The organism is Pseudomonas sp. Sample_21 (assembly GCF_004307525.1).
Taxonomy (GTDB): domain Bacteria; phylum Pseudomonadota; class Gammaproteobacteria; order Pseudomonadales; family Pseudomonadaceae; genus Aquipseudomonas; species Aquipseudomonas atacamensis.
Map to the genome: position 1 here is coordinate 308,856 of NZ_RCNZ01000059.1, position 26,410 is coordinate 335,265.

Annotated in this window: 26 protein-coding genes; 5 read left to right on the forward strand and 21 right to left on the reverse strand. The window is 61.6% G+C overall.

Annotated features, from left to right (window positions below):
• Window positions 1-74: 74 nt before the first annotated feature.
• Genes D8U71_RS09545 through D8U71_RS09615 form a run of 15 tightly spaced genes read right to left on the reverse strand, consistent with a single transcriptional unit; the run spans window position 75 to window position 13,966 of the window.
• Window positions 75-800: a class I SAM-dependent methyltransferase gene (locus D8U71_RS09545; protein ID WP_130887657.1), complete on the reverse strand. Its 726-nt coding sequence runs from the start codon at window positions 798-800 to the stop codon at window positions 75-77.
• Window positions 797-2,044 carry an NAD(P)/FAD-dependent oxidoreductase gene (locus D8U71_RS09550; RefSeq protein WP_130887658.1) on the reverse strand — a complete coding sequence of 416 codons (1,248 nt, stop codon included), beginning with the start codon at window positions 2,042-2,044 and terminating at the stop codon, window positions 797-799. The genes D8U71_RS09545 and D8U71_RS09550 overlap by 4 nt, the downstream gene beginning before the upstream one ends.
• Window positions 2,031-3,194: a hypothetical protein gene (locus D8U71_RS09555; RefSeq protein ID WP_024011287.1), complete on the reverse strand. Its 1,164-nt coding sequence runs from the start codon at window positions 3,192-3,194 to the stop codon at window positions 2,031-2,033. Before D8U71_RS09555 ends, D8U71_RS09550 begins: the two co-directional genes overlap by 14 nt.
• Window positions 3,191-5,521: an MMPL family transporter gene (locus D8U71_RS09560; protein WP_130887659.1), complete on the reverse strand. Its 2,331-nt coding sequence runs from the start codon at window positions 5,519-5,521 to the stop codon at window positions 3,191-3,193. The genes D8U71_RS09555 and D8U71_RS09560 overlap by 4 nt, the downstream gene beginning before the upstream one ends.
• The gene (locus tag D8U71_RS09565; protein ID WP_016772032.1) at window positions 5,505-6,107 is read right to left on the reverse strand and encodes an outer membrane lipoprotein carrier protein LolA; all 603 of its coding nucleotides are present in this window, start codon (window positions 6,105-6,107) and stop codon (window positions 5,505-5,507) included. Before D8U71_RS09565 ends, D8U71_RS09560 begins: the two co-directional genes overlap by 17 nt.
• Window positions 6,104-6,529, reverse strand: coding sequence for an acyl-CoA thioesterase (locus tag D8U71_RS09570; protein ID WP_016772031.1), 426 nt, complete (start codon window positions 6,527-6,529; stop codon window positions 6,104-6,106). Before D8U71_RS09570 ends, D8U71_RS09565 begins: the two co-directional genes overlap by 4 nt.
• The gene (locus D8U71_RS09575) at window positions 6,522-8,066 is read right to left on the reverse strand and encodes an aromatic amino acid ammonia-lyase (RefSeq protein WP_130887660.1); all 1,545 of its coding nucleotides are present in this window, start codon (window positions 8,064-8,066) and stop codon (window positions 6,522-6,524) included. Before D8U71_RS09575 ends, D8U71_RS09570 begins: the two co-directional genes overlap by 8 nt.
• Entirely contained in the window at window positions 8,047-8,994 is a 948-nt protein-coding gene (locus D8U71_RS09580) for a glycosyl transferase (RefSeq protein ID WP_130887661.1), read from the reverse strand. Before D8U71_RS09580 ends, D8U71_RS09575 begins: the two co-directional genes overlap by 20 nt.
• Window positions 8,991-9,725 carry a glycosyltransferase family 2 protein gene (locus D8U71_RS09585; RefSeq protein ID WP_130887662.1) on the reverse strand — a complete coding sequence of 245 codons (735 nt, stop codon included), beginning with the start codon at window positions 9,723-9,725 and terminating at the stop codon, window positions 8,991-8,993. The genes D8U71_RS09580 and D8U71_RS09585 overlap by 4 nt, the downstream gene beginning before the upstream one ends.
• Complete coding sequence (locus D8U71_RS09590; protein WP_130887663.1) at window positions 9,718-11,397, reverse strand: acyl-CoA synthetase family protein; 1,680 nt, start codon at window positions 11,395-11,397, stop codon at window positions 9,718-9,720. The genes D8U71_RS09585 and D8U71_RS09590 overlap by 8 nt, the downstream gene beginning before the upstream one ends.
• Window positions 11,394-11,939, reverse strand: a complete 546-nt coding sequence (locus D8U71_RS09595; RefSeq protein ID WP_016772027.1) for a membrane protein — start codon at window positions 11,937-11,939, stop codon at window positions 11,394-11,396. Before D8U71_RS09595 ends, D8U71_RS09590 begins: the two co-directional genes overlap by 4 nt.
• Entirely contained in the window at window positions 11,936-12,190 is a 255-nt protein-coding gene (locus tag D8U71_RS09600) for an acyl carrier protein (protein ID WP_016772026.1), read from the reverse strand. The genes D8U71_RS09595 and D8U71_RS09600 overlap by 4 nt, the downstream gene beginning before the upstream one ends.
• Window positions 12,191-12,199: 9 nt before the next feature.
• Window positions 12,200-12,475, reverse strand: coding sequence for a phosphopantetheine-binding protein (locus D8U71_RS09605; protein WP_016772025.1), 276 nt, complete (start codon window positions 12,473-12,475; stop codon window positions 12,200-12,202).
• Window positions 12,453-13,265 (reverse strand): lysophospholipid acyltransferase family protein, encoded by an 813-nt coding sequence (locus D8U71_RS09610; RefSeq protein WP_110602643.1) that lies wholly within the window; start codon window positions 13,263-13,265, stop codon window positions 12,453-12,455. The genes D8U71_RS09605 and D8U71_RS09610 overlap by 23 nt, the downstream gene beginning before the upstream one ends.
• Window positions 13,241-13,966, reverse strand: a complete 726-nt coding sequence (locus tag D8U71_RS09615; RefSeq protein WP_125917460.1) for a beta-ketoacyl synthase chain length factor — start codon at window positions 13,964-13,966, stop codon at window positions 13,241-13,243. The genes D8U71_RS09610 and D8U71_RS09615 overlap by 25 nt, the downstream gene beginning before the upstream one ends.
• Window positions 13,967-14,322: 356 nt before the next feature.
• Here D8U71_RS09615 and D8U71_RS09620 point away from each other — a divergent pair, with 356 nt between their 5' ends.
• Entirely contained in the window at window positions 14,323-15,093 is a 771-nt protein-coding gene (locus D8U71_RS09620; RefSeq protein ID WP_024011296.1) for a ParA family protein, read from the forward strand.
• 132 nt (window positions 15,094-15,225) lie between these two features.
• Here the strand turns inward: D8U71_RS09620 and trxC are convergent, their stop codons facing one another.
• Entirely contained in the window at window positions 15,226-15,660 is a 435-nt protein-coding gene (gene trxC / locus D8U71_RS09630) for a thioredoxin TrxC (protein WP_130887664.1), read from the reverse strand.
• A 236-nt stretch (window positions 15,661-15,896) separates the two neighbouring features.
• Here trxC and D8U71_RS09635 point away from each other — a divergent pair, with 236 nt between their 5' ends.
• Both D8U71_RS09635 and D8U71_RS09640 read left to right on the forward strand, forming a co-directional pair.
• The gene (locus tag D8U71_RS09635) at window positions 15,897-16,166 is read left to right on the forward strand and encodes a hypothetical protein (protein ID WP_008077592.1); all 270 of its coding nucleotides are present in this window, start codon (window positions 15,897-15,899) and stop codon (window positions 16,164-16,166) included.
• On the forward strand, window positions 16,166-16,528 hold the full coding sequence (locus D8U71_RS09640; protein ID WP_130887665.1) for a type II toxin-antitoxin system PemK/MazF family toxin: 363 nt from the start codon (window positions 16,166-16,168) through the stop codon (window positions 16,526-16,528). Before D8U71_RS09635 ends, D8U71_RS09640 begins: the two co-directional genes overlap by 1 nt.
• Before the next feature lie 5 nt (window positions 16,529-16,533).
• Here the strand turns inward: D8U71_RS09640 and selO are convergent, their stop codons facing one another.
• The 4 genes from selO to D8U71_RS09660 all read right to left on the reverse strand — a co-directional run bounded on the left by selO (window position 16,534) and on the right by D8U71_RS09660 (window position 25,096).
• Window positions 16,534-17,997 carry a protein adenylyltransferase SelO gene (gene selO / locus D8U71_RS09645; RefSeq protein ID WP_130887666.1) on the reverse strand — a complete coding sequence of 488 codons (1,464 nt, stop codon included), beginning with the start codon at window positions 17,995-17,997 and terminating at the stop codon, window positions 16,534-16,536.
• 48 nt (window positions 17,998-18,045) lie between these two features.
• Window positions 18,046-21,399 carry a mechanosensitive channel MscK gene (mscK, locus tag D8U71_RS09650; protein WP_076565278.1) on the reverse strand — a complete coding sequence of 1,118 codons (3,354 nt, stop codon included), beginning with the start codon at window positions 21,397-21,399 and terminating at the stop codon, window positions 18,046-18,048.
• A 34-nt stretch (window positions 21,400-21,433) separates the two neighbouring features.
• A complete protein-coding gene (locus D8U71_RS09655) occupies window positions 21,434-23,176 on the reverse strand; it encodes a potassium/proton antiporter (protein ID WP_024011302.1) in 1,743 nt (580 codons plus the stop codon).
• Window positions 23,177-23,470: 294 nt separating this feature from the next.
• A complete protein-coding gene (locus D8U71_RS09660) occupies window positions 23,471-25,096 on the reverse strand; it encodes a methyl-accepting chemotaxis protein (RefSeq protein ID WP_130887667.1) in 1,626 nt (541 codons plus the stop codon).
• A gap of 277 nt (window positions 25,097-25,373) precedes the next feature.
• On the opposite strand from D8U71_RS09660, the gene D8U71_RS09665 reads away from it, so the two are divergent.
• The gene (locus D8U71_RS09665; protein ID WP_016772015.1) at window positions 25,374-25,604 is read left to right on the forward strand and encodes a hypothetical protein; all 231 of its coding nucleotides are present in this window, start codon (window positions 25,374-25,376) and stop codon (window positions 25,602-25,604) included.
• The gene (locus D8U71_RS09670; protein ID WP_130887668.1) at window positions 25,601-25,903 is read left to right on the forward strand and encodes a cell division protein ZapA; all 303 of its coding nucleotides are present in this window, start codon (window positions 25,601-25,603) and stop codon (window positions 25,901-25,903) included. The genes D8U71_RS09665 and D8U71_RS09670 overlap by 4 nt, the downstream gene beginning before the upstream one ends.
• Window positions 25,904-25,956: 53 nt before the next feature.
• On the opposite strand, the gene D8U71_RS09675 is transcribed toward D8U71_RS09670, so the two are convergent.
• Entirely contained in the window at window positions 25,957-26,277 is a 321-nt protein-coding gene (locus tag D8U71_RS09675; protein WP_130887669.1) for a hypothetical protein, read from the reverse strand.
• Between the last annotated feature and the right edge of the window lie 133 nt (window positions 26,278-26,410).

The following is a 26,410-nucleotide window of genomic DNA, read 5'->3' on the forward strand; positions in this document are numbered from 1 at the left end:
GCTGACTGATACACCGCTTTCGCGAGCAGGCTCGCTCCCACAGGGTTTCAGGTGTTCAGATCGATAGCCGTACATCAGACAGATTCCTGCAATGGCTTTCGCGCGACGACATTCACCAGCGTCTCTTCACGCTCACCGAATGGCTTGGGTTTGCTCAACCCCAACCGCTCCAGCAAACCAAAATCCTTCGACCGGCTCCACCACAGATACGGGTAGGAAACATTGCGCTCGGCAAACTCGAAACCCTGCTCGCGGATCATCTGCAGATAGCCGGCCGCGCTCTTCTGTACGTGCATCGGATGGCGGAACAGCCAGCGAATCACCCAGGTATCAATGTAAGCCTCGGTGGATTCGGCGAACAGCAGATAGCCGCCCGGCTTGAGCACGCGATAGAACTCGGCCAAAGCCTTTTCCTGCTCGACCAGATGATGGAAGGTCTGGTGGCAGAACAGCAGGTCGACGCTGGCATCGGCGACGTTGAGCGTGGCGCAATCGCTGCCGATCAACTCGATTGGCATGCCCAGGCGGGTGGCCTCTTCGGCGCTGAGTTGCAGGCTGTGCGGGTCGGCGTCGACACCGATCAGGCGCTGCGGGGCGAAGGTCTGACGCAGGTGGCCGAAGGACTTGCCCTGACCGCAACCGGCGTCCAGCAGCACCGGGTGTTCCGGCAGCGGCTCACTGAACAAGCCACGCAGATCGTTGATCGCCACGCGCAGCACATGGTGCTGCCAGGTGTGGCTGCGCAGGAACCAGAGACCGAAGCGGGTTTCCTCGACGTAGCTGTCGCTCAGGTAATTCATGGGGTGTCCTGCGCGCAGAGTTGGGAAATCATCTTCAGCCGGCGCCGCGCTTCGCTGACAAACGGGTTGCGCTCGTCCCAGGCGTAACCGGCGAGGATCGAGCAGATCATCCGGCGAATTTCCGCCTGGCTGTCCTCGTAGAAAATCACGTCCTGGAAGGTGCCGGCGTACCAGCCTTCGACGTAGCAGCGGAAGGTATCGACGCCGCGTTTCAACGGCTCGGCAAATTCGCTTTGCCAGTCCACCGTTTCACCCTGCAACTGACGGTGCAGCACACCAGCGGCCATGCTCGCCGAACGCATGGCGATGGTCACGCCGGAGGAGAACACCGGATCGAGGAATTCTGCGGCGTTGCCCAGCAGCGCGAAGCCCGGGCCATGCAGGGTTTTCACATTGGCTGCGTAGCCGCCGAGGGTGCGCGCCGGGGTGTCCCAGACCGCGTTGTTCAGAACCCCGGCGAGGCTTGGCGTCTCGGCGATAAAACTGCGCAGGCAGGCATCCAGGTCGCTGTCGCGGCCCTGAAAATGGTCCTCAGCAGCCACCACTCCCACCGAGCAGCGGCCGTTGCTGAACGGGATGGTCCAGAACCACACATCGCGATGCTCGGGATGGGTGGTGACGAGAATTTTTTCGCGGTCGAACGCCGGGCTGTCGATGTGATCTTCGACATGGGTGAACACCGCCTGACGCACCGGGAAATTCGAAGGTGCTTCGAGGTCGAGCAAGCGCGACAGCACGCGGCCGTAGCCGCTGGCGTCCAGGACGAAATCGGCTTCGACACGGTACTCGTTGCCGTCTTCGCGACGCACATCAAGGAGTGGTTTCGCCTGATCGAAATCGACGCTGACGATCGCATCGCCATAACGGATTTCCGCACCTTGCAATGCTGCTTGATCGGCCAGCAACTTGTCGAAATCGGCGCGCTGCACCTGGAACGTGGTCGGCTTGCCGGCGGTGAAGGTGTCGCCAAAATCGAAGGCGCTGTAGCGCTCGCCCCAGGCAAACGCCGCGCCGGTCTTGCGCTGGAACCCGGCGGCGTTGACGGCGTCGAGCATGCCGGCTTCTTCGACGAAATCCAGGCAATGGCTGAGCAGGCTTTCGCCGATGGAGAAGCGCGGGAAGTGCTGGCGCTCGAGCACCAGCACATCGTGGCCCTTGCGCTTGAGCAGGGCGGCGGCGATAGCGCCGGACGGGCCGGCACCGATGATCACGACCTGACGGGATTCCATTTCAACGATTGGCACGTGAGCTCCGGGGCAGAGGACTGTTCAGATTCAGGGGCGCGCGATGCAGGCCGATCAGGGCCGGCAGCAGCGTCGCGATCAGGCCCATCAGCATCAGCGCGAAATACAGCGCCGGAGTGATGAGCTGTTGTTGCAATAGCAGATTGAGAAAGACGATTTCGCTCAGGCCGCGAATGTTCAGCAGCACGCTTTCGCGCCAGCGGCTGGCACCCGCGAACGAGGCGCCAGCCCAACCGAGGCCGAGCCAGTTGCCCAGCAGTTTACTGGCAATCGGCAACAGCAGCAGCGCCGCCCACTGCCCGGCGCCAAGGCTGGCGAGGGCGCTGTGCACGTCGATCTGGACGATACCGAACGTGAGGATCAGCGGGATCGCGATCCACGTCTGCAAGCGGCTCATCCAGCGTGCCGGCAACGGCAGCACCAACGGCACTTTCAGCAGCGCCATGCACAGCAGATAGCCGATGCCGAAAATCAGCGCGTTGAGTTTGTAATGCTCGGCCATGACCAGCAGGGCGAAGAAGCCGAGGCTGTAGGTCAGCGGGCGACGCACGCGCAGCAGGTGCAAAAGCAGTGGCACGCCGGCCATGGCCACAGGCAGCAACAGGCTGCTCAAGTGCAGACTGCCCTGGGCGAGGCCGAACAGCGTCCAGCAAGTCAGATCGATAAGGATCGCGGTTTGCACCAGACGCCGTGTGGCAGCGGGCGGGTAATCGATATGACGCAGATACAGGTACAACACCGGGATCGCCGTTATGGCGAAGACCAGTCCGATCGCCAGTGCGTTGAGCCACGGCTGCGCCGGCAGCAACCAATACGCGACCGCCAGCCCGCAAGCGAACGGCACGGCGAAACTCGGCACAGCGATTTTTACGCTTTGGCGATCCAGACGCAGATCGATGACATCGCTGAGAATGTGCCCGAGCAGCAAGGCGAAGCTCAGGCTGTAGAGATCTTTCAGCCAGTGCGGCGCGATCAGTTGTGCGCCGCTGAGCTGCCAGCCCGGCTCGATCCAGAAATACATCAGCAGCGGCAAGCCGAAGCTCGCCAGCAGTAACTGGCTGACGATCGGTATCAGACCGAAATGGCGGCCGACCCGGGTCGCCAGGGCAAACAGCGCCAAGGCCAGCAACCAGAAGCCGAAGACCATCATGCCGCTGGCTCCGCAACCGGTTCATGGCGCCCGGCCCACGGTGCGAGCATGAAGCTGAACGCCAGGCCGAGGCTCACCGACAGGCCGAAATTGCTCACCGCCGGCGTACTGGAGACCGCCAGCAGGCCGAACGACAGCCACGTCGTCACGGCTGCGAGCAAGGTGCCGAGCAGACTTACCGCCGCGCCGCCCACCTGTTCGCGCATGAGGATTGCGTAATCGACGCTGATTGCCGTCACCAGCAACAGGCCGAACAGGCTGAACAGGGTCAGCGGCTGACCGAGCCAGCCAAGGCTGGCCAGACTGCATAGCGCCGCCAGCAGTGGCAGGGCGACGATGCGCAGTGCGCCAGTCAGGCCGAACGGCAGCATCAGCACCAGCACGATCAACACGCAGGAGGCCAGTTTCAGTTCGGCGGCGCTGATCTGCGTGGCGGCAAACACCTTGTTCAGGTCACCGAGGCGATCGACCAGCACCACTCCCGGCAAGTCCAGTGCCTGCACCCGCAGCAATGACGGATTGTTCAAGCCCTGCAGGCTGGTGATTGCTGCGACGCCGTCTTCAGTCGGTCCAAGCCACAGTGTCCGATACGGCTCGCCGAGTGGGCCGGCCAGCGCGGCGTCAATGTCTTCGGCGGGCAGGGTCTGCAATTGCTGCAATTCATTTTGCAACGCCGTCACCGGCACGCCGAGATCGAGCAGCGGTTGCCAGAACGACGGCAGCCTGTTCAGTGATTCGCGCACTTGCTGTTGCTGGCTCGGCGCGCTGACCAGTTGATCGAGGGCCAGATAGCCTTGCAGTTTGTCGAGGTTGACCAGTTGCTGCAGGCGCTCGCTCAGCGCTGCCTGGCGCTCGAGCAATTGCTCCTGATTGGCCGCGCGGATCAGGAAGAACTGGCTGGTCGGTTGATACCCGGTGATGCGCGCGATGGTCTGCGCTTCGTCGGTCAGATGCTGCGGCGCGCCGACCCATTGGCGGATGTCGTTCTTGCTCTGCAACTGCATCAGGCCGCCGACGCAGAAGGCGATCAGCAGGGCCAGCAGCGCGGGCGTGCGCATGCAACCGAGCAGCGCCTCACGCAGATGAATCAGGCGTTCGGCCAGGCGCAGCGGCCATTGCGCCGGGCGCAGTTGGACATTTTTCAGCAGCGCCGGCAGCAGGCAGACCGCCGACAGATAGGCACCGAGCAAGCCGGCAGCGGAGAACACGGCGATCTGCGTCAGCGCCGGGAACGGTGTCCAGGCCAGCGCCAGGTAGCCGATAACGCTGGTGATCAGGCTCAGGGTCAGCCCCGGCAAGGTCAGGCGCAGGGCCGGCCAGCTGCGCCACGGCTTGAGGCTCCAGCTCTTGGACAGATAGTGCAGCGGGTAATCGACGGCGACGCCGATCAGACTCGAACCGAGCACCAGCGTCATCACATGCATGTGGCCGAACAGCGCCACGCAGGCCACCGCGCCGAACAGCATGCCGACCAGCACCGGCACAAACGCCAGCAGCACGCCCCAGCGGCGAAACGCCAACAGCAGCAACAGCAGAATGCCGACCGTCGCGCCACCGCCGACCCAGGTCATTTCGCGGGTGGCTTGTTGCTGGCCGTTGGCGGCGTAGAGCAGGCCACTGGCGGCGAGCAACTGCACGCCGCTTTGCGCCGCTTGCTCGCGGCTGTGCTGGAGCAGCTCTGCCACCTGCAACGGCAGGTTCATGTCGAAGGCGTTGCCGGTGGTGCGCGCACGCAGCATCACCCAGCTCTTGCCGTCGGCCTCGGCGACCAGTGCGCCGCTGCCAATGTCCAGTTGCACTGCGCCATGTTTCGGCTGGCTGTTCTGGATGCGCCCGGTCAGGCCCAGCCAGTCGTCCTGGCTCGGCACCAGGGTGAAGCCGTTGAACGGATCGAACAGCGCCTGCACCCGCTGCTGGATGAACGCGTCGGGGTGCTCGCTGAGTAGCTGCCGATCATCCGCCGAGAGCATCGCCAAACGCCCTTGCAGCAATTGCTTGCGCAGCGCCGGCAAGTCGGCTTGCAGGTTCCATTGCACGGTTTCGAACAGACCGCTGGCCTGCCATTGTTCGCCCAGTTGCTGGGCCATGGTCAGCGCTTGCTGGCGATCGGCGTGGCCGACCAGCACCAGCATTTCGCGATTGAGCGGTTCTTGCATGCGCTGTTCGGCGCGCACTTCCAGCGCGTCTGGACTGGTCCCGGGTACCAGCTCCATGAGATTGGCCGACAGCGGCGCACCGTCGCGCCACTGCCAGGCAGCCAGCGCGACGACGGCCAGCAGCAGGCTCAGAAACAGCCAAGGCAGCCTGCGTTCACTCGGCAAAGTCATGTTGCTCCGCTTCACTCAGGGGTTGCTCGGCCGTGCTGTCCTGCATGCGCAGCAGGGTGCTGTCGCCCTGGGTTTCCAGCAGCTCGATGGTTTGCACAAGGGCGCCGCCATCGATATTGATCTGCTTGAACACTTGCTTGAGCAGCATCGAACGCGGCGTCAGAGTCAGTTGCCACTGCTGCGCCGTGCCGCTCAGGGCCAGTTCGAAATCCCGCTGCAAACCGCTGCTGTCACCTTGCAGTACGGCGAGGAACAAACGGTTCTGCTCGGCGCCGGCGCTCTTGTTCGGCAGCAGTTGCCAGCCGTTGGTGTCACGGCGGGCGATGCCATTGGCGGTGATGCGGTAATCCTGTTGCAGCGGAGTTTTCAACAGCCACAGCAAGCCATGATTTTTAGCGAGGACGAAGCTGCCCTTGCTGATCAGCGGCTGCGGCAGGGCGCGCAGGTGTTTTTCCTGAATGAACTGGCCGTGGATAACATCCGGTTTCGCCAGTTGTTCACTGAGTTGTTGCAGGTCGAAGGCATTGGCCCATGACGACACGGCCAGCAGCGTCAGTGCGCCAAGGCTTCTGAAAAACACATTCATCGCAGCATCCTTTCCACGGCATCGGTGAAGACTTTGGGTGAAGCCAGTTGCATCTCGCGGCTGCTGACTTCGACGGCGACCTGCACGGAGCTGGCGCGGGTCAGGCGTTCGCCGGTCTGCAGGTCGGTTATCAGGTAATTGATCTTCAGACGGTTTTCCCACTCGACCAGACTGGCGCGCACGTTAAGCCGCTGGCCGAACACCGCGCTGCGCACGTAGCGCAGTTGCAGGTCGATGATCGGCCAGGCGTAACCCGACTCGACCATGTGCGTGTAGTTATGGCCGATCTTGTCCAGCAGCGCACAGCGCGCGACTTCGAGGTACTTGACGTAATGGCCGTGCCAGACCACGTGCATGGTGTCGACGTCGAAAAACGGCACCAGAATCTCGGTATCGGCATGAAGCACTCCGGCACTACGCATGCAGCCTCCAGTGTTGCGCGGCGATGCGTTGCAGGCACAGGCGCAGTTCGCCTTCCAGCGCACGGTCTTCGATGACCGGCGGGAAGTCTTTGCCGAGTTCGTCGTGCATCGCCGCCAGTGCCGGCGGCAGCGGGCGCGCATCGGCGGCTTGAGCGCGCAGCCACACGCCCTGATTGGCGGCGAGCAGGGTGGCGGCGGCGACCTGTTCGGTCAGCTCCAGCACGCGAATCGCATCACGGGCGGCGATGGTGCCCATGCTCACCTTGTCCTGGTTGTGGCATTCGGTGGAGCGCGAGAACACGCTGGCCGGCATGGTGTTCTTCAACGCTTCGGCGGTCCAGGCGCTGGTGCCGATCTGCACGGCTTTGAAGCCATGGTTGATCATGGCCCGCTCGGCCGGGGCGCCGGAGAGGTTGCTCGGCAAGCCGTGGTTGTAGCGCTCGTCGACCAGCAACGCCAATTGCCGATCGAGCAGATCGGCGACGTTGGCCACGAGGTTTTTCAGGCTGTCCATGGCGAACGCAATGTGCCCGCCGTAGAAGTGTCCGCCATGCAGAACGCGCTCGGCTTCGGCGTCGATGATCGGGTTGTCGTTGGCGCTGTTCAGCTCGGTTTCGATGAAGCCGCGCAGCCAGTTCAGGCTGTCGGCCAACACGCCGAGCACATGCGGCGCGCAACGCAGCGAGTAACGATCCTGCAGACGATGCAATGGCGCGGTTGGCGCGTCGATCGCCAGATCCTTGCGCAACCACGCGGCGACCTGCATCTGCCCCGGGTGCGGTTTGGCGGCGAACAGACGTTCGTCGAAGTGCTCCGGATTGCCTTGCAGCGCGACGACGTTGAGCGCGGTAATGCGCGTGGCCAGTTGCAGCAGATAATCGGCGCGAGCGAAGGCGAGACAGGCGAGGCCGGTCATCACCGCCGTGCCGTTCATCAGCGCCAGCGCCTCTTTCGGGCGCAGCACCAGCGGCGTCCAGTCGAGCTCGCGATGCACGTCGGCAGCCTGACGACGTTCGCCACGGAACATCACTTCGCGCTCGCCGGACAGGGTTGCGGCGACATAGGACAGCGGCGTCAGATCGCCGCTGGCACCCACCGAACCCTCTTCGGGAATCAACGGCAGGATGTCGTATTCGAGAAACGCATGCAGACGCTCGAGCAGTTCGACGCGCACCCCGGAGACGCCGTGACACAACGACTGCAAACGCGCCGCCAGCACCGCGCGGGTTGCCTGCGCGTCGAGCAGTTTGCCCAGGCCGCAACCATGAAAAGTGTAGAGATGACGCGGCAGCGCCTCGACGTGATGCAGCGGCACCGCGATCACGCAGGAATCGCCGTAACCGGTGGTGACGCCGTAGATCACACCTTCCTTGTCCAGCAGCGAATCGAGAAACCGCGCGCCCTTGGCGATGCGCTCGCGATAGTCGGCGTCAGCCTGCAACTGCACGGGCGCCTGACGGTTGGCCAGGGCCAGCACGTCTTCGATGCGCAAAGGGCGTTCGCCGAAGGTTACCGGCTCATGGGTTGGCGTCGTCATCGGTCTTCCAGAAAGGGTAAAAGTTGAACCATTGCTGCGGGGCTTCGAGGCAATAGTGACTCAGGCGCTGCGCGTAGCGGGTGGCCCACTGATGAATGACCTGCTCGCGCTCGCGGCGTGTCCACACCACCGCGTCGGCGAACGGTTCGAGGGTCAGGCGATAGTGGCCGTCGGGTTGCTTGAGACACATCAGCAGGTTGACCGGGCACTTGAGCAGGCCGGCCAGTAACCACGGGCCTTGCGGAAATGGCGCCGGATGGCCGAGAAAATCCACCGTCACGCTGCGCCCACCGTGCAGTGGCACGCGGTCACCGGCAATCGCCAGCCACTCGCCGCGTTCCAGTCGTTCATGCAGTTGCAGCATGATCACCGGGTCGAGTTCGCTGACCTGGATCAGGCGCAGATTGGTCGCCCCGGCCTCGCCAAGCAAGCGGTTGAATTGCTCGGCATGCTTGGTGTGCACCAACACATTCATGGTCACCTTTTCGCCGATCTCCGCCAGCGCCCGGCACACTTCGAGATTGCCCAGATGCGCGCCGACCAGCAGTTGCCCGCGACTGCCGCGCAACTGCTTGCGCAGCAGCGCCGGGTCGATGATTTCGATCTGCTCGATGCTCAGCTTGCCGTTCCATACGTCGAGCTTGTCGAGCAGCGAATCGGCAAAGGTCATGAACTGGCCGAACACCCGCCAGTGACTCGGGCGCAGATCGTCGCGCCGGCTCCACTCGGCCAGCCGCTGCTGGTACTGCCAGGCACTGCGTCGGGCGATGCGGCCGAACAGGAAGAAATACAGCACGATGCCATAAAGCAACGGACTGAGCAGGCGGCGGCCGAGGACTTTGGCGGCGAACGCGGTGAATTTCATCAGCAGGAAACTGCCGCGCTCTTCGCGGTCGGCCCAGTGCTTCTTCTCGACTTCTTCACTCATGGTTTCCACCGCCGCCAGAGAATCAGCGGCCAACGCAGCAACATGCCGAAGAACAGCCGCGTGTGCATGCTGGAAATCAGCGCGTTGTCATGGAACAGGCGAAAGTGCGATACACCGTCCAACGGGTAATGCACGCTGGTCTGCAGCCAGCGCATCGGCTGATTGCGCCAGGCCAGACGCACGAGAATGTCCGAGTCGAAATCCATGCGTTTGCCGACTTTCGCCGAGTCAATCACCGCCAGAGTCGGCGCCAACGGATAGACACGGAAGCCGCACATCGAATCGCGAATCTGCAACGACAGGGTGTTGATCCACACCATCACGTGGGTCAGGTAGCGTGCGTACAAACGCCCTTTCGGCACGCTCTCGTCGAACAGCGGATAGCCACAGATCATCGCCTCGGGATGGGCGCGGGATTCGCCGACGAAGCGCGCGACGTCGTGCAAATCGTGCTGACCGTCGGCATCGACCTGCAAGGCATGGCTGTAGCCCAGACGCGAGGCTTCGCGCAGACCGGTCATCACCGCGCCGCCCTTGCCCTGATTGGCCGTCAGGCGCACCAGAAAAACCCTGTCGCCCTCGGCCAGTGCGTCGAGCACCCGCGCGCAGGACGGCTCGCTGGCATCGTCCACCAGAATGCACGGCAGACCTTGTGCGAGCAGGGCATCGACCACGGTGGTGATCGCGGTTTCGTGGTTGTACACCGGGATTACGGCGCAGGGGTTATGCATGGGCAGGCCCCAGGAGAATGCGTCCGCTGGAACACGTCGCCGTGTCATTGCGATAAGCGAAATACAACTTGCCGCGCTCGGCATCGAAACGCAGATGCAGCTGGATTTCATCACCCGGGCGCACCAGTTGCTGGAATTTCAGCACTTCCATTCCGGCAAACGCGCCGTCCAGATTCAGCAACTGCCGACCCAGATTCAGCGCCCATTCCACCTGCACCACACCGGGCAACACCGGTGCCTTGGGAAAGTGTCCGCTGAAGTAGGCCAGATCCAGCGGCACGCTGAGTTGCAGGCTCCACTCGCCGTCGCTTGCACTTTGCTCCAGCACTTCGGGAATTTTCGGCCGTGCGGCCAGCAGCAGCGCTTCGACGTCGGCTTGCGCCAGTTTGCCCTGGCTGTTCAACGGCATTTGCCGCAGCAGGCGCCAGCGTCGGGGCAGGGCGAGGGCTTCGCAATGTTGGCTCAGATGTTTGCGCAGGGTTTCGGTCAGTTCACGGCGGCCGTGCTCGCGCAGGGCGAACAGACCCGATTCGCTGAGCACCAGCAGCGCACCAAGCGAAGCGCGGTTTTCCTGCACGACACCGAGGCGCGCCTCGGCGACCCAGTCATGGGTTGCCAAGGCATGCTCAAGCATCGGCAGCGAGATGCGTTTTTCTTCCAGTTTGACGATGCGGTCCAGACGCCCCAGCAGCTCGAAGCGACCATCGGCGGCAATGCGCGCGGCATCGGCGCTGTGTTCGACATGGCCGGCAGGCAAATAAGGCGAGGTGATCAGCAGGGCGCCGTCGCTGTCCTGGCTCAGTTCGACGCCAGCAAACGGTTGCCACAACGACTCGCCCTGACGCCAGGCAATGCCGCCGGTTTCCGAGCTGCCGAGGATTTCCGTCGGCCATTGCTGCAAGCGCTGTTGCAGGCTTTGCGCCGCTTCCGACGGCAACGCGCCCCCGGAGGAAAACACCCGGCGCACCGCACTCAGGGCCGGCCAGTCGAGGTTGTCGCCCATGCGCTTGAGCAGCGCCGGGCTGGCGACCCAGGCGAAGGCCGGGTATTCGCGGCTGGCGCGCTGCAAGTCTTCGGAAAAGGCCAGTTGCCGGCGCACAAACGGGCGCCCGGCGCACAATGGCCACAACACGCGAAACAGCAGGCCATAGATGTGTTGCGTGGCGACGCTGCCGATGATGCAGGCTTCACCGAGGTCTGCGCCCCACAACTGCTCCAGCGCTTCGACCTCGTTGGCCAACTGGCGCAAGGTCTTGTCGATGCGCTTGGGTTCGCCGCTGGAGCCGGAAGTGCACAGGCTCAGGCGGCATTGATCGAGATCCAGTTCTGCACCGGGCAGGCCGAGCTGAGTGAAGTCGTGCAACTGGGCGTCGCCGGGTTGATCGGTCAGCCATAGATCGACTTCCTGCGACCAGCGCTGACGCGTCTGCGCTTGCAGATCCGCCGGCAGCAACACGCTGACGCCGGCACGCCACGCGCCGAACAGGGCGATGGCGAGGTCGGCGGCATCCTCCAGATGCACGGCCAGCCTTTTCACGCCTCGGCTTTGCAGACCCGCGGCGACGCTCAAGGCCTGCGCTCGCAGTTGCGTGTGATCGAGTGCCGGCGCCTGGCAGATCGCGCGTGCCGGCAGTGCCTTGAGCAACAGCTGCTCAAGTTTTATCCAATTCATGTACGGCCTCTTACCCGTTGTCGTATCAGCCATTCAATGGCAAACATCAGGCCGATCAATCCATAGGAGATCAGGCCGGTGTACAACATCCACCAATCCAGCGGCGCCCACAGGGTGAGGAGGGCAGCGCACAAACCGTTGCAGAAGAAAAACACGCTCCAGGCCAGCGTGACCTTGCGCGTATAGCGAATGGCAACCTCCGGCAGTTCCGGCTCGCGTAAGCGCGCCAGACGCTCGACCATTGGCGGGCCGTATTTCAGGCTGGCGCCGAACAGCACCAGCATGAATGCGCTGATCAGCACCGGGTACCAGCGCAGCAGCTGCGGGCTGTCGAACACCGCCAGCAGCAGGCAGAACACCATCGCCACGCACGCCATCCACAGGCTGCCGGGCTTGCGTTCGCCGGTCAGAGCGCGCGCCAGCCACAGGCTGCCCAGCAGCAGTGCAAATTGCCACGGGGCGAAATGCTCCATGCCGAAATACACCGCAAAGGGGTACAGCAGACCGGCCAGCAGCAGGCCCAGGCCGATCAGTCGGCTCATGCGGCCGGTTGAACCAGACGGAACACCGCCTCGACCACGTCACCGACGGTGCGCACCGATTTGAATTCTTCGGCGGCGATTTTCTTGCCGGTCTGGCGTTTGATGTGATCGATCAGGTCAACCGCATCGATGCTGTCGATTTCCAGATCCTGATACAGATTGGCGTCCATGCTTACGCGGGCCGGATCCAGCTCGAACAGCTCGACCAGGGCATCGCGCAGGGTGTTGAAGATATCGTCACGAGTTTGCATGGTCCGGTCTCAAGCTGCCTGTTTTGCCGTGACGAATGCCGCAAGGCTGGCCACGTTGGTGAAATGGTTGCGGGTGTCTTTGGCATCGGCGTCGATCTTGATGCCGTATTTTTTCTGGATCGCCAGGCCCAGTTCCAGCGCGTCCACGGAGTCCAGGCCGAGGCCTTCGCCGAACAATGTCTGCTCGTCGCCGATGTCCTCGGGGCTGATGTCTTCGAGGCCCAAGGCGTCGATGATCAGCAGTTTGATGTCACGCACCAGGCTAGCGGTGTTCTGATCGCTCATCTGCGGCGAGCTCCTTAATAAAATAGTCATGCAAATAATCGTTGAGCTTGCGCGAGGCCTGCGGTGCGGGGCCTTGCGCGGCGAAGGTCTGTGGGTCTATATCGGCCCCCACGCGAAAACTGAAGTGCACGCGGCGATGGGGGATGCGATACCACGGCTCGGCTTTGGTCAGGGTGGTCGGGCTGACCTTGATGATCACCGGGGTAACGATTTTCGCACCGCGCAGGGCAATTGCCGCCGCGCCCCGATGAAAGGCCGGCGCCTGCCCCGGCTGAGTGCGGGTGCCTTCGGGGAAGATGATCAGAGTCTGGCCGTCCTGCAACGACTGCGCGGCTGCGTCGAGCATGTCCATGCTGCCGTCGTTGCTGATGTACTCGGTGCGGCGCAGCGGCCCACGAGTGAACGGGTTTTCCCAAAGGGTTTTCTTCACTACGCAATTGGCGTGGCGCACCAGACCGATGAGAAACACCACATCGATCAGCGACGGGTGGTTGGCGATGATCATCTGCCCCGGTCGGCCGAGGCGCTCGGCACCCTCGATGTTGTAAGTGAGCACGCCGGTGCGGGCCATGAAACGCACGAAAAACCAGAACAAGCGACTGACCGTACGCCGCGCGCGCAGGCGATGGACCAGCGCGTCACCGGGCAGGCAGCCGAGCAGCGGAAATACCAGCAGGCGCAGACACAGCCCGCCGAGCCCGAACAAGGCGAAGCTCGCAGCAGTGGCCAGCAGCCGCCAGTAGTAGGCGTCGCGGTGTTTGGCCGTCACGGGTTGCGATGCCAGGTCCATACACGATTTTTCCACGCATGTTGGCAGTCAGGTTGCTGGCCGAGCAGGGTTCGCAGCAGGTTGAGCGCGTGCGGCCAGTGCGCCTTGGACCGGGTTTCGGTGCTGCTGTTCAGGGTCAGCCGCCAGTCGGTACCGGGCGTGAGCAATAAACCCAGCGCGTAAGGGAATGGCACGTCATCGACCCACTGCGAATACGCCTCGGGCGGTTGCTCTTCGGTGATCACCAGCAGCACGGCCGGGGCGCCTTCTTCGAGCAGTGCGGCTGCTTCAAGCATGCCGTGTTCAAGGCCATCGCCAGCCGCCGCGAGGGCGGTCATTTCGCTGGTTTCACCGCGCATGATCGACCACAAACCGATGATCGCGTTATGCACTGAAAGGCTGAATTGGGTCGGCGACAAGGGCTGTTCGGTGGCCAGATCGCGGAGGATTTCAAACGTGCGTGGGGTTTCGCCGTGCCGCGAGACGAACACCAGCGGCAGATGGTCCCGGCCTTCGGCCAGCGGCCAGCCAACGCTGAAGGCCATCCGCGCCAGGCGGCTGAGGCGACGGCGTTGCATGGCCGGCAGAAACGACACATCGGGCGCGGCATCACTGCTCTGCAGCACGACCGGTTGTCGGCTCCAGGCCTGCCAGGCGTCCACGCTGTCGAGCCCCGGGGCCCACGCGCGCCATTGGGCGATGTTGAAGTTGATCACGGACATTCATCCCGCCCCTGCGGGCTTTCGTTGACGCGTTGAGTCGCCAGCGCCGCAGCAGGCTTGGCTTGGCGCAGGGCGCCGGGTGGCGCGCATTATCCCGGTGCGACGGGTGTGTAGCAAATGTTGGTTACATTTTGCCCAACAAAATGTACCGAGCGGTTCGCTGCATGGCTATCACTTGGCCATTATCCAGATTTGACGCGGCGTGTCTGTCAGGTGTCTCTGCGATGGCTGGCGGTTTTTTCCATGCCTGGGCGTCGGTTTTTACACCTGACGACGTAGTCCATGTCCGTGAAGGTAGCGAAGCGCGGTCACCGCCAACTACACTCGGTCATTCTTTGATACACGGAGGTTTGGTCATGCGGCGCGTGGTGTTCAATCAGAAAGGTGGCGTGGGCAAATCCAGCATCGCCTGCAATCTGGCGGCGGTCAGCGCCAGCGAGGGTTATCGCACGTTGTTGGTAGACCTCGATGCCCAGGCCAATTCCACTCAGTATCTGACCGGTCTCACCGGCGACGATATCCCGATGGGTATCGCTGACTTCTTCAAACAGACGCTGTCCTCCGGGCCGTTCTCGAAAAAGAATCAGGCGGACATCTATGAAACGCCGTTCGACAACCTGCACATCATTACCGCCACCGCCGAACTGGCCGACCTGCAGCCCAAGCTCGAGGCGAAACACAAGATCAACAAGCTGCGCAAGTTGCTGGACGAATTGTCCGAGGACTACGACCGAATCTATCTCGACACCCCGCCAGCACTGAATTTCTACGCGGTATCGGCGCTGATTGCCGCGGATCGAGTATTGATCCCCTTCGACTGCGACAGCTTTTCACGTCAGGCCCTGTACGGACTGATCGCCGAGATCGAAGAGTTGAAGGATGACCACAACGAAGGGTTGGAAGTCGAAGGCATCGTGGTCAATCAGTTCCAGGCGCGGGCCAGCCTGCCGCAGCAGATGCTCGATGAGTTGATCGCCGAAGGCTTGCCGGTATTACCGGTGTATCTGAGCAGTTCGGTGCGCATGCGCGAGTCGCACCAAGCGAGCATGCCGCTGATCCACCTCGATCCACGGCACAAGCTGACCCAGCAGTTTGTGGAACTGCACAATCTGCTGGAAGACCACTGATTCCCCGACTCACACGCAAATCTCCTGTGGGAGCGAGCCTGCTCGCGAAGAGGCCGGCACATTCAACATCGGCGCTGAATGATCGACCGCCTTCGCGAGCAGGCTCGCTCCCACAGGGTGGTCTGTGTTGGGTCAGATGCCTTGGCTACGCAGCCACGCCATCAACTGCGGCAATGGAAACGCACCGCTCTGCCGCGCCACTTCCTTGCCGTTTTTAAACAGAATCAGACTCGGAATCGAGCGAATCCCCAACTGCGCCGACAACTGCTGATTCGCTTCGCTGTCGAGCTTGGCCAGCCGACACTTGCCCGCCAGCTGCGCCGCAGCCTGTTCGAACACCGGCGCAAACGACTTGCACGGCCCGCACCAGTCCGCCCAGACATCCACCAGTAACGGCAGATCGCCCTTGATCTGACTGGCGTAATCGCCTTGCTTGAGTTCGAAAGGCTTGCTCAACAGCACCGCAGATTTGCAGCGTCCGCACTTGGGTTGATCGGCGAGACGCTCGGCTGGAATGCGGTTGACGCCGTTGCAGGAGGGGCAGGGGATGAGGAGTGGGGTGGTCATGATTGGTTCTCTGATAGGCAGTCTATAGAACTGATTTGGAGTCGATCTGCCAACTTATCAATGTCGCAACTGCTCACATTTTTCTCAAAACCGTTCCGGGATCGATGGCTGGTCTGAAGACCAATTCGGCGTTTTACGCTTGTCGTGAGGAGATCGCTTTGTCTTTATCTGCGTGCTACTTTTGTTGCACTAATCCAGGAATCGATGATTCCTATGCATCAAATCGGAGCGACATAATGTCCGTAACTTCCAAGATACGCCGCCAAGGCGGCGCTGCCGTCATTACGATTCCGCCCACGCTTTTAAAGTTGTTGCATCTGGAGGTTGGCGCACAGCTAGAGCTGAATGTGGTCGATGGCGAACTGATTGCTCGTCCAGCCGTAGCCGCTACGCGTAAGCGTTATAGTTTGTCAGAGCTACTCGAAGGCGCAGAAGAATTGCAGAAACTTAACGCCCAGACTAGCGAGACCCTTGAAGGTGATTCTGTCGGCCGGGAGCTGGGTTGATGGTGCGCCGCCAGCCCCCTCAGCGGGGTGACGTTTACTGGATTGATCCAAACCCAGTGGCGGGGCGGGAGATGATGAACAGACATCGCTTTGTGGTCATCACGCCCAGAGAGATCAACGCATTGGGCGTGAGCATGACGGTGCCTGTTACTAGCGGTGGGAATTTCAGCCGGAGTATGGGTTTGGCGGTCGCCATTACTGGCCACGAAACCAATGGTGTAGCGGTGTGTAATCAGGTTCGCAGTTTTGACATAGAACAACGGGTACGAGACGGCACGGCCAAATTCATCGAGCGACTGGATGACGTGACAATGTCTGACATCGTCGACCGTGTAATCAGTGCAATCGACCCGCTAAGCTGAAGCGCCTACGAAGAACAACTGATCTCCAAATGCTTTCCCCACTCCGGTGGCCGCTCGGCGTAACCCTCCATCCCCGGCTGCTCCTCAAACGGTTTGCTCAGCACCGCATGCAGTCGGCGTACCTCGGCATAATCCCCTTGTTCCGCCCCATCAATAGCCTTTTGCGCCAGATAATTGCGCAGGATGTACAGCGGATTGACGGCATGCATCCGTGCGCGGCGTTGTGCCTGATCGGCATTGCCGTCGCGGCCGACCCGGGCGACGTAGCGTTCGCCCCAGGCATCGAAACCTTTGATATCGACAAAATCGTCGCGCAGGCGGGCGATGGCCTGTTCGGCTGACTCTTCACCGAGGCGGCGGAAGAACAGCGTGTAGTCGACGCCGCTGTTCTGCATCAGTTGCAGCAGGTTTTCCAGCAGTTGCTGATCGTCGTCCTCGGCGGTGGTGAAGCCGAAGCGGCGGCGCATCAGGTCGAGGTAGTGCGCCTGGAACAGCGGCAGGTACAAGCCGAGGGTTTCGCGCAGGGCCTCGACGCTGATGAACGGCGTCAGTGCCTGGGCGAGGGCGCTGAGGTTCCACTGGCCCACCGGCACCTGATTGCTGAACGAGTAGCGGCCCTGATCATCGGAGTGATTGCAGATGAAATTTGCGTCGAAATCGTCGAGGAAGGCGAACGGGCCGAAGTCGAAGGTGATGCCGAGGATCGACATGTTGTCGGTATTCATTACGCCGTGGCAGAAGCCATAAGCCTGCCACTTGGCGATCAGCTCGGCGTTGCGTTCGACGATTTCGCGAAACATCGCCAGATACGGTTCCGGTTGCTCCAGGCATTCGGGGAAGTGCATCGCCAGCACATGCTCGCCAAGCTGTTTCTGCTGCTCGGGGCGCTTGGTGTAGTAGAAGTATTCGAAATGGCCGAAGCGGATATGGCTCGGCGCCAGACGCAGCACCATCGCCGCGCGTTCCTGCTTTTCCCGCCAGACCGGCGTGTCGGAGCCAATCACGCAGGCGGCCCGCGAAGATGGAATGTTCAGCGCGTACAGCGCTTCGGAAGCGAGAAACTCGCGAATCGATGAGCGCAGCACCGCGCGACCATCGCCCATGCGCGAAAACGGCGTTTGCCCGGCGCCCTTGAGGTGCAGGTCCCAGTGTTCACCGGCGTTGTTGTACACCTCGCCCAGCAGCAGACCGCGCCCGTCACCCAGTTGCGGGGTATAACCGCCGAACTGATGGCCGGAATACACCATCGCCCGTGGCTCGGCGTCGGCCCACAGCTTGTGGCCGCCGAACAGCTGCGCGAATTCTTCGGTTTCGGCGCTGGCCGCATCGAGATCAAGCAAGGCCAGAGCGGCCGGGCTGGCGACCACCAGACGCGGATTGTCGATCGGTTCGGGCAGCACGTGCGCGGAGAACGCGTCGCCCAGGCGGGCAAAGCGGTTGTCGAAAGTCAGTTCGTCGAGGGCTTTCACGGGCCGGCTCCAGCAGAATGTCCAAGCATTCTGCTGGGACCATGTCGGTTAGTCGAGTTTGCTCGGTGGCGGTTCCGGCAACGGTTTCTGCCCGTCGACGATCGGCACGATGGTTTTGTTCTCGGGTTCCACAGGCACCATCTTGTATTCCTGGCCGTGCAGGTTCTTCAGATAAACCTCCATCTGCCGGAACGAGATGTTGATGTGCTGCTTCTTGAACTCGCGATTGATGAAGCGGTTGACCTCATCCAGCACCGGGTTGCGGTCACCGAGATCGCGCACATGCATGCGCAGTTCGTGGTCGAGGGTGCTTTCGCCGAAGTTGAGGAAGTACACGTGTGGCTCAGGTTCTTTGAGCACACGCGGGTTCTCCCGGGCCGCTTTGAGCAGCAGTTCCTTGACCAGGTCCAGATCCGAACCGTAATCGACGCCCAGTTTCAGCGTGACGCGGGTGATGGTGTCGGTCAGCGACCAGTTGATCAGTTGCCCGGTGATGAACGTCTTGTTCGGGACAATGATGTCCTTGCGGTCAAAATCCGTGATGGTCGTGGCGCGGATGCGGATCTTGCTCACCGTGCCCGAGAGGTTGCCGATGGTGATGGTGTCGCCGATTCGCACCGGGCGTTCGAAGAGGATCATGATGCCGGAGATGAAGTTGGCGAAGATCTCCTGCATACCGAAACCGAGGCCTACTGACAGCGCCGCCACCAGCCATTGCAACTTGTCCCAACTGACGCCGAGGGTCGACAGGGTGGTGACAAAACCAACGCCGGCAATCACGTAGGACAGCAGCGTCGTTGTCGCATAAGCGCTACCCTGGGCCAGGTTGAGCTTGGACAGCACGAACACTTCGAGCAGACCGGGCAAGTTGCGCGCCAGCGCGAAGGTGATGCCGATGATGATCAGCGCGCCGAGCATGTCGCCGATGCTGATCGGCACCATGCTCATGTTGGCGCCAGTGCCGCTGGTGTATTCGTAAAGGGTGATGTTGTCCAGATACGAGAACACCGAAATCAGGTCCGACCAGACCCAGTACAGCGCCGCGATGAAACCGCCGAGCAGGGCCAGACGGATCAGGCGCAGGGACTGCTCGTTGACCTTTTCAATGTCCAGCGTCGGCTCTTCGATCACCGCTTCGCCGTCGCCGGCCTCTTTTGCCGCCTGCCGTTTGGCCAGTGCGCGCTGATAAGCCAAACGCCGCGCGGCAACGCTCAAGCCACGCACGAAGGTCGCCTCGATCACCAGCCAGAACATCAGCAGGTACAGGGTGTTGATCAAGCGGTCGCTGAGTTTCAGCGCGGTGTAGTAGTAGCCGAAGCACACCGCGACAAACAGGGCGATCGGCAGCAGGGTGAACATCACTCCGACGGCTTTGCGGAACAGCGAAGCGTTCTGGTGCGTCGGGCTGCTGATCAGCAGGCGACTGAGCAGCCATGCCATCAAGGCGTAGCAGGTCAGCACCACCGGCATGCCGAGCACGTCATCGGCCAGCGCCGCTGGTTGCAATTCGGCGACGGCCACCACGGCCACCAGCGCCATGACCACAAGGCCCAATCGACGCACCCAGCCCTGAAGGAACTCGACCTGCGGTTTTTCCCAGCGGAAGTGCAATTCCGCCACGCCACCCGGCGCAAGAATCCGGTACGCGGTGTAGAACACCAGCCAGGCCTGGCCCATCTGCAACAGCGCCGCGCCCATGTTGGCGTTCTGCCCGCGCGCGTCGATCTGCAGGGCCAGGCCGCACAGCGCCAGACCCAGCGCCACCGGCATCGCCAGCAGGATGTTGATCAGAATCGCCTGCGGCGTGTGCCACTGGCTGTCGCGCTTGAAGTGGCCGATGTCCTGGTGAACCTTGTTGAGTCTTCCGTATAGGGCCTTGCGGCGCCACAACAGGGCGCCGATCAGCAGCGCCAGAGGCAAGAACAGCAATGGCCGCTGGGTCAGGCCGTCAGCCAGTTCGCTCAGGCTCGACGCCCACGGCAGGGTGTTGACCTGTCGCTCGAGACGTTCGGGCACACCGCGCATCCATTCCACGTCCAGCGGCTTGTTGCTGGGGATCCAGAACATCTGTTCGTCGAGGGTCGCGCGCAGGCTTTGCGCGGTGCTCAGCAATTGTTTCTGGTTGAGCTGCAGGGTGATCGATTCGTTGAGCATCGCGCTCAACTCGCGGTTCAGCCGCTCGAGCAGATCAGCGCGGGTGTTGGCCAGATCGAGCAGGCTCTTGCGCAACTGCGGGGTGACCTGCTCCGGCGGCTGCGTGGCGAGCAAATTGTCGACGTAGGTCGCCGGATTGCTCAGCAGCTCCCGCTGCTGGCTGACATCGAACTGATACAGGCGAATATCGGCAATCTGGTCGGCGAGGTCGCGGTCGACCTTCAAGTGCGGCAGCGCCTGCTTCTGTTTGTAGAGGATTTTCGACAGCAGCAGGCTGCCCTTGAGCACGTTGATTTGCTCGTCCAGTGCCGAATCGCTCTGGGTCAGGGTGTCGAGTTGCTGTTTGGTCTGCAGGTTCTGCTGCGTGACTTCGTTGAGACGGTCGGTGCTCTTGAGCAAATAGTCGGAAAGCTTGAGATTGGTCGCGCTCTCACTCGCCAGCAGGCTGCTGCCGCCGGCCTTCTGCGCTTCGATCGATTGCTGGGTAACGGTTTCCTGCGACTGCGCCAGACGTTTCTGGTTGATCAGGGTTTGCAGTTCCTGGATCTCGCGGTCGAGACGATCGGATTTTTCCGAGAGCAAGTCATGCTGAGCGTTGCCCAGATCCTGCAACTGGGTGTTGCCGGCCAGTTCCTGGCGGCGCAGTGGAATCAGTGCATTGAGTGCGGCGAGTTCGGCGTTCAACTGGTCGCGCTGTTCGGCGGTGACCGTTTTGCCGGTGTCCTTGCCGGATTTGAGGATGGTGTTGATCTGCTGGATGCGCGTCTGGCTGGCGGAAATCTCCGCCTGAGCGCGCTCGGGGCGAGTCTGCGCGGTGATGATCAGGCTGTTGGCTTCGGCCAGGGCTTTTTGCAGGTCGCTCTGCTGGGTCGAGCGATCGGTAAGGATCTGCTCCAGTTGCTGAATCGACTCCTTCGGAAAACGCTGCGCGACCGGCACCGGTGCGGTGGCCTTGAGGCGGCTGAGTTCGCGGGTATTTTCAATCGTCTGCTTCGGCGCGTTGGCCAGCTGACGCTTGAGATCGATCAGTTTCTGCTCGTAATCACGCTGGTTGTTCAGCTGATTGAGGGTGTTCTGCAGCACGGTCTGCAGGGTCTTCTTGTCGGCGTCCGGCAGTTTACTGTCGGCCAGCTTGTCGAGGCTGGCCTGCACGGCATCGCTGGACGGTGGTTCGGCAGCATGCAGCGGGCCGACGACGAGACTGAGGCCCAGCAGGGCCGCGGCGAAAAAGGAGCGCAGGGTAGGCATAGAGACCGGTCAAGCAAGTGAGAGTGGGAGCAGTTTAGAGGAAGAGTCCGGGGCCCGGGCGACTTCCTTCGGGGAATCTGACGCCCACTTTGCCGATCTTGTTCCCGTCCATGACCGCCACCGTCCAGTGGGTGTTGTTCCACTCCACCTGGTCGCCGACGATGGGAGCACCCCCGACTTTTTGCGCAATGAACGCGCCCAGGGTCATGTCCGGATCGATGCCTTCGGCCGGCAAGCCATACAGCGCTGCAACCGCTTTAAGCTGGGCGTCTCCTTCGAGCACGAAGTCGCCGAAGAAACGCAGATCGAGGCCGCGTTGCGGTGCCTGGCTGAACAGTTTGCCGAGGGCCGGCAAGTTGTGTTCATGGCCAATAACACACAGCAAATCATCGACTTCCAGCACCGTACTACCCGACGGATGGAGCAGTTGCTGGCCACGAAACAGCGCCGCGATGCGTGTGCCTTCGGGCATTTTCAGCTCACGCAGGGGCGAGCCGATGCACCATTTCTCCGCGCCGAGCTTGTAAACGAACAGTTCCCACTCGCTGGTGACGTGCACTTCCAGTGCCGCCCGGGAAATCGGCGCGGGTTCCGGCGGCACCGTCACCTTGAGCAGCTTGGCCACCCACGGCAGGCTCGTGCCCTGCACCAGCAGCGACACCAACACGATGAAGAACGCCAGATTGAAATACAACTGCGCTTGCGGCAGCCCGGCCATCAGCGGGAATACCGCGAGAATGATCGGCACCGCGCCGCGCAGGCCGACCCAGGAAATAAAGGCTTTTTCGCGACCGTGGAAGGCCTTGAACGGCAGCAGGCCGACCATCACCGACAGCGGCCGCGCGAAGAGAATCATCCACAGCGCCAGACCGAGGGCGGGCAGAGCGATCGGCAGCAGATCGTGGGGCGTGACCAGCAGGCCCAGCACCAGGAACATGCCGATCTGCGCCAGCCAGGCCATGCCGTCGAGCATATGCAGAATGCCGTGGCGGCTGCGCACCGGGCGGTTGCCGATCACCAGACCGCACAGGTAGACGGCGAGGAAGCCGCTACCATGCAAGGCGTTGGTCAGCGCGAACACCACCAGACCGCCAGCAATGATGAGGATCGGATAGAGCCCGGCGGCGAGATTGATGCGATTGACCAGTTGCAGCATCACCCAGCCGCCGCCCAGACCGATCACGCCACCGATGCCGAATTCGCGGATCAGGTGGGTCAGCAGGCTCCAGTGCAGGCCGGTTTCGCCGCTGGCGAGCATGTCGATCAGGGTCACGGTGAGAAACACCGCCATCGGGTCGTTGCTGCCGGATTCGATTTCCAGACTGGCGCTGACTCGTTCGTTGAGGCCTTTACCGCCGAGCAGCGAGAACACCGCAGCGGCGTCGGTCGAGCCGACGATGGCGCCGATCAGCAGGCCCTGAATCAGATTGAGGTCGAACAGCCACGCAGCGGCCATGCCGGTCAGCCCGGTGGTGATCAACACCCCGACCGTGGCCAGCGACAGCGCCGGCCACAAGGCCACGCGGAAACTCGACACCCGCGTACGCAAGCCGCCGTCGAGCAGGATCACTGCCAGGGCGAGGTTGCCGACCAGATAGGCCGTCGGGTAGTTATCGAAAATGATCCCGCCACCATCGACCCCGGCAGCCATGCCGACCGCGAGAATGATGACCAGAATCGGAATGCCGAGACGTGAAGAAAGAGAACTGACAAGAATGCTTGCGCCTACCAGCAACGCGCCGATCAAGAACAGGCTGTTGATGGTCGTCGCATTCAAAGGCAGTACTCCAGAAGCGTAAAGACGAGGCACAAACTGACCATGCAGTCTGCGTGCCAGCGATTCTAACCTGTTGAAATGTGATGCTGTCAAAAAGCTTTTTTGCAAAATCACCCTGGAAATGCGGCGAATGATGACTGTGGCGAGGGGATTCATCCCCGTTCGGCGGCGCAGCCGTCGTAAAACCGCTGTACGCGGATCCTTAAAGGGAACCGCATACGCTGCTTTTGGGGCGGCTTCGCCACCCAACGGGGATAAATCCCCTCACCACAGGGGAAGCTCCAGTGAGGTGTGTTACAGGCTGAACCGCCCAACCATGTTGTTCAAATCCAGCGCCAAGCGCGACAGCTCATTGCTCGCCGCGCTGGTCTGATTGGCGCCGGTCGCCGACTGCACCGACAGATCGCGGATGTTGACCAGATTGCGATCGACTTCCCGCGCCACCTGCGCCTGCTCTTCGGCGGCGCTGGCGATGACCAGGTTGCGCTCGTTGATTTCGACGATAGCGCTGTTGATGGTGTCGAGTGACATCCCGGCGCCACGGGCGATGTTCAGCGTGGATTCGGCGCGCTCGGTGCTGTTGCGCATCGAATCCACGGCGTGTTCGGTGCCGCTCTGGATGCTGCCGATCATGCGTTCGATTTCGCTGGTCGACTGCTGGGTGCGATGGGCCAGTGCGCGCACTTCGTCGGCCACCACGGCGAAACCACGCCCGGCCTCACCGGCACGGGCCGCTTCGATTGCTGCGTTCAATGCCAGCAGGTTGGTCTGATCGGCGAGGCCACGAATCACGTCGAGCACCTTGCCGATGTCGCGGGATTCATTGGCCAGGTCGCCGATCAGCGACGCGGTGCTCTGCACATCGGCGCTCATGCGTTCGATGGCGCTGACGGTTTCCTGCACCAGATCACGACCGTCGCCCGCCGAAGTGGTGGCGTTTTTCGAGGCTTCCGAAGTGCTGACCGCGTTGCGCGCGACTTCTTCGACGGCGCTGGTCATCTCATTCACCGCAGTGGCGGCCTGCTCGATTTCGTTGTTCTGCTGGGTCAGGCCGCGAGCACTTTCATCGGTGACGCTGTTCAGCTCTTCCGCAGCAGACGCAAGCTGTGTGGCCGAACCGGAGATGCGCTGCAGGGTGTCGCGCAGCTTCGATTGCATCTTCGCCATCGCCGCCAGCAGGCGCCCGGCTTCATCTTCGCCATCGACATGGATCGGCTGGGTCAGGTTGCCTTCGGCGATGGTTTCCGCCGCCTCGAGTGCCTTGGAAATCGGCTTGGTAATGCTCACGGTCAGCAGCCAGGCGAACAGCAGGGTCAGGCCGCTGGCGATCACCAGCAGAGTGACGACCAGATCGAACGACATCGAGTACTGATCCTTGGCGCCCTGATCAGTCTCGGCAATTTGCTGAGTATTGATCTCCAGCAGACGCGCAAGTGCGGTGTTGACGGCCTCTGAGTTGCTCAGCAAATCATTGTTGAGCATCTGCTGCAACTCGGCGATCTGGTTGTTGCGCGACAGGGTTTTCATGCGTTCTTCAAGCTGACGGTACTGCGCCAGCAACTGCACGTACTGATCGTACGCCGAGCGCTCCTCCGGGCTGGAGATCAGCGGCTCATAGGCGCGTTGCGCATCGGCGATCTGGCGGTTGCGCATGTCGAACAGTTCGATGGTTTTCTGCTGCACGTCGGGTTCGCGATTGATCAGCAAACGATAGGACAGCACGCGCAGGCGCAGGGTCAGTTGGGTGAATTCGTCCAGAGCCTTGATCGACGGCACGCTGGCGGTGGCGATGTCTTCGCCGGCCGCGCGGATCTTGCTCATCTGGTTCAGCGCAAACACGCCGAGGATCAACATCAGGCCGCCGATCAGGGCGAAGCCGGTGAACGCCCGTGGGGCGATATTCATATTGCGAAGGGACATGGGCGGATACCGAAAAGGGCCGCATCCATGCGGGCTGAGACTGCTGTATGGGTGACTTATCGGTCATACGACTAAAGTCTTGAGGTGGTGTGCGTATTTGTCGCAGACAGGCTTGAGCGACGAAGTGCAGGAACCAGATCGACCAATCACAGTCTTTTAAACTCGCGAGAACGCTTGCCCGCCAGGAAAATCAAGGCCTTGCGCCGGTTTAACCCTAGCATCCGTGGTGACTTTTCTTTATCGTACGCGCCCTTTGAAAAACGCTTGGAAGATCAAAATGTTGGAAGCATCCCTCAGCCAATTGGAACAGCTCGTCAGCGACCTGGTGCAACAGAACCAGACCCTGCTGCAGACCAACCAGACCCTGTCCACGGAACTGGCCCAGGCCAAGGATGAAAACGAAAACCTGCAACTGAACCTGATGGAGCAGGAAGAAAAACACGGCGCCACCGCCGCGCGCATCCAGGCGCTGGTTGATCGCGTCAATGCCGGTCCTGTCAGCGCATGAACCACGGCACAGCAGGGGTAAAAGTCATCTCCATTCTCGGCGAGGACTATTCGATCAAGGCACCGGCCGGGGAAGAACAGACCCTGCTGGACGCGGCGATGATGCTCAAGGCAGCGCTGGAAGACACCAAGCGCAAATACCCGACGCTGATCGGCGACCGTTTGCTGGTGCTGGCGGCGATGAATCTGTGCTCGCAGCAGATCGAAATGAAAAAGCAGCACAAAGAAGAACTCGAGCGTTATCAAGAGCAAGTCAGCGCCACGGTCGAGACGATTGCCAAGACCATCAATCAGGTTTGACGGGTCGCCAGAATCTCGTCGCCCCTCAACGGAGCGCTCTGTTCAGGGGCGCTTCAGGCGATGACCAGTTCGCAGCGATATCGACCGCCAGACTCGAAAATGTTTTTTGCAGTTATGGTGCGTTTGCGTCCGTTGAAATCAAACGTTTCGTCCTTGCTGGCAGCCCAAAGCATAACGTCATGGGAGATAGGTTGCTCAGACACCAGCGTTTCATCTTTCAAAGACACTTCAATTTTGTAGTCGGGATCGCTGGCGGCGAAGTGTTTTGCGGTCACTACCGCGTCGTTTTGACCTCGTCGTAGCGTATCGCCGATTTTTATGTGCAACAGCATGAGGTCAAGAGATTCGCTTTCTGTCGACTTTAGCTCGTCCATATCCGTATCCGTTGTGTGTTTTACCATATGAAGGTTCAAGGATACGCGGCCATTGCTTCGGCGGAACCTGTCAGGTTTTACAGGTGACAGGACAAGCGTTTTGTGGGTGTGCAGCAAAGCAACTGGATATGAT

Coding starts and splice junctions, on each gene's coding strand:
- D8U71_RS09580 (WP_130887661.1), bottom strand. CDS start 8,994: ATGAGTGAAGAAGTCGAGAAGAAGCACTGGGCCGACCGCGAAGAGCGC.
- D8U71_RS09605 (WP_016772025.1), bottom strand. CDS start 12,475: ATGAGCGATCAGAACACCGCTAGCCTGGTGCGTGACATCAAACTGCTG.
- D8U71_RS09585 (WP_130887662.1), bottom strand. CDS start 9,725: ATGCATAACCCCTGCGCCGTAATCCCGGTGTACAACCACGAAACCGCG.
- D8U71_RS09555 (WP_024011287.1), bottom strand. CDS start 3,194: ATGATGGTCTTCGGCTTCTGGTTGCTGGCCTTGGCGCTGTTTGCCCTG.
- D8U71_RS09635 (WP_008077592.1), top strand. CDS start 15,897: ATGTCCGTAACTTCCAAGATACGCCGCCAAGGCGGCGCTGCCGTCATT.
- D8U71_RS09590 (WP_130887663.1), bottom strand. CDS start 11,397: ATGAATTGGATAAAACTTGAGCAGCTGTTGCTCAAGGCACTGCCGGCA.
- mscK (WP_076565278.1), bottom strand. CDS start 21,399: ATGCCTACCCTGCGCTCCTTTTTCGCCGCGGCCCTGCTGGGCCTCAGT.
- D8U71_RS09675 (WP_130887669.1), bottom strand. CDS start 26,277: ATGGACGAGCTAAAGTCGACAGAAAGCGAATCTCTTGACCTCATGCTG.
- D8U71_RS09575 (WP_130887660.1), bottom strand. CDS start 8,066: ATGACGACGCCAACCCATGAGCCGGTAACCTTCGGCGAACGCCCTTTG.
- D8U71_RS09545 (WP_130887657.1), bottom strand. CDS start 800: ATGAATTACCTGAGCGACAGCTACGTCGAGGAAACCCGCTTCGGTCTC.
- D8U71_RS09600 (WP_016772026.1), bottom strand. CDS start 12,190: ATGCAAACTCGTGACGATATCTTCAACACCCTGCGCGATGCCCTGGTC.
- D8U71_RS09665 (WP_016772015.1), top strand. CDS start 25,374: ATGTTGGAAGCATCCCTCAGCCAATTGGAACAGCTCGTCAGCGACCTG.
- D8U71_RS09640 (WP_130887665.1), top strand. CDS start 16,166: ATGGTGCGCCGCCAGCCCCCTCAGCGGGGTGACGTTTACTGGATTGAT.
- D8U71_RS09570 (WP_016772031.1), bottom strand. CDS start 6,529: ATGCGTAGTGCCGGAGTGCTTCATGCCGATACCGAGATTCTGGTGCCG.
- D8U71_RS09610 (WP_110602643.1), bottom strand. CDS start 13,265: ATGGACCTGGCATCGCAACCCGTGACGGCCAAACACCGCGACGCCTAC.
- D8U71_RS09660 (WP_130887667.1), bottom strand. CDS start 25,096: ATGTCCCTTCGCAATATGAATATCGCCCCACGGGCGTTCACCGGCTTC.
- trxC (WP_130887664.1), bottom strand. CDS start 15,660: ATGACCACCCCACTCCTCATCCCCTGCCCCTCCTGCAACGGCGTCAAC.
- D8U71_RS09565 (WP_016772032.1), bottom strand. CDS start 6,107: ATGAATGTGTTTTTCAGAAGCCTTGGCGCACTGACGCTGCTGGCCGTG.
- D8U71_RS09620 (WP_024011296.1), top strand. CDS start 14,323: ATGCGGCGCGTGGTGTTCAATCAGAAAGGTGGCGTGGGCAAATCCAGC.
- D8U71_RS09615 (WP_125917460.1), bottom strand. CDS start 13,966: ATGTCCGTGATCAACTTCAACATCGCCCAATGGCGCGCGTGGGCCCCG.
- D8U71_RS09670 (WP_130887668.1), top strand. CDS start 25,601: ATGAACCACGGCACAGCAGGGGTAAAAGTCATCTCCATTCTCGGCGAG.
- D8U71_RS09595 (WP_016772027.1), bottom strand. CDS start 11,939: ATGAGCCGACTGATCGGCCTGGGCCTGCTGCTGGCCGGTCTGCTGTAC.
- D8U71_RS09560 (WP_130887659.1), bottom strand. CDS start 5,521: ATGACTTTGCCGAGTGAACGCAGGCTGCCTTGGCTGTTTCTGAGCCTG.